Origin of the sequence: Staphylococcus coagulans (assembly GCF_002901995.1) — a bacterium.
Lineage (GTDB): Bacteria > Bacillota > Bacilli > Staphylococcales > Staphylococcaceae > Staphylococcus > Staphylococcus coagulans.
The window spans coordinates 1-1,575 of record NZ_PPQN01000107.1; the positions used below are offsets into that span (position 1 = coordinate 1).

At 35.8% G+C, this 1,575-nt stretch carries 1 protein-coding gene; it reads left to right on the forward strand.

Annotated features, from left to right (window positions below; translation table 11 throughout):
- Positions 1-260: 260 nt before the first annotated feature.
- A partial coding sequence (locus CD118_RS11500) for a B domain-containing protein (RefSeq protein ID WP_103356732.1) occupies positions 261-1,575 on the forward strand: 1,315 nt, incomplete at its 3' end.

Sequence of the window (1,575 nt, forward strand, 5' to 3'; positions counted from 1 at the left end):
ATAGACAAGTTGTCTAGCCCTATATCAAAAGTCTTTATCTTGCTTAATTCTACTTTTCAACATCTTAATCATATATAATCTCTTTAAATCTTATATTTATGACATCTAAAATTTTTATATAAATCGATAATAAACAATCGAATATCGCAACAGTTGATTTTTAAAAATTTTAGAAATTGCACTATACAATTCTATTCTAATATTGTAGACTTATATCAAGCGTTACAATATATATTTTATATTTTAAGGGGTTGTAATCAATGGAAAACAAAAACTTTTTTAGTATTCGTAAACTTTCTATCGGAGTAGGTTCTTGCTTAATCGCGAGTTCTTTACTTGTAAACACACCAACTTTCGCTGAAGAATCAAACAATACGAATACTGCTGAAGCACAACAAAATGCTTTTTCTGAAGTAGTTAACTTACCAAATCTTAATGAAGATCAACGTAATGGCTTCATTCAAAGCATCAAAGACGATCCAAGCGCAAGTCAAGATGTGCTTAACGAAGCAAAAAAATTAAACGACAGTCAAGAGGGTTCTCAACCTGCGCCTGACCATAGCGAGGCACAACAAAATGCATTCTATGAAATTGTAAATTTACCTAACTTAACTGATGTGCAACGCAACGGTTTCATCCAAAGCCTTAAAGATGATCCAAGTGCAAGTGCAAATGTATTAATTGAAGCAAAAAATACAAACGTTGCTCAAGCACCAACACAACCTGCACCAGAGTTAAATGAAGATCAACAAAATGCATTCTACGAAATCATAAACTTACCTAATCTTAAAGATGACCAACGTAACGGTTTCATTCAAAGCCTTAAAGATGATCCAAGTGCAAGTAAAGACGTGCTTGCTGAAGCGAAAAAATTAAGCGACAGCCAAGCTGCTCCTGACTTTAGCGCAGATCAACAAAATGCGTTCTACGAAATCTTAAACTTGCCTAACCTTAGCGAAGATCAACGCAACGGCTTCATCCAAAGCCTTAAAGATGACCCAAGCGTAAGTAAAGACGTGCTTGCTGAAGCGAAAAAATTAAACGACAGCCAAGCTGCTCCTGACTTTAGCGCAGATCAACAAAATGCGTTCTATGAAATCTTAAACTTGCCTAACCTTAATGAAGAGCAACGTAACGGTTTCATCCAAAGCCTTAAAGATGATCCAAGTGTCAGCAAAGATATTCTTGCTGAAGCGAAAAAATTAAACGATATCCAAGCGAAACCAGATTATAGTGCAGAACAACAAAATGCATTCTATGAAATTTTACACTTACCTAACCTTACTGACGAACAACGTGATGGTTTCATCCAAAGCCTTAAAGATGACCCAAGTGTCAGCAAAGATATTCTTGCTGAAGCGAAAAAATTAAATGACAGCCAAGCACCTAAAGCTGAAGATAAAGACATGCAGAAAGATGACAACAAAGCTGAAGACAACAAAGCTGAAGATAAAGGCATGCAGAAAGATGACAACAAAGCTGAAGACAACAAAGCTGAAGATAAAGGCATGCAGAAAGATGACAGCAAAGCTGGAGACAAAAAAGCTGAAGATAAAGGCATGCACAAAGATGACA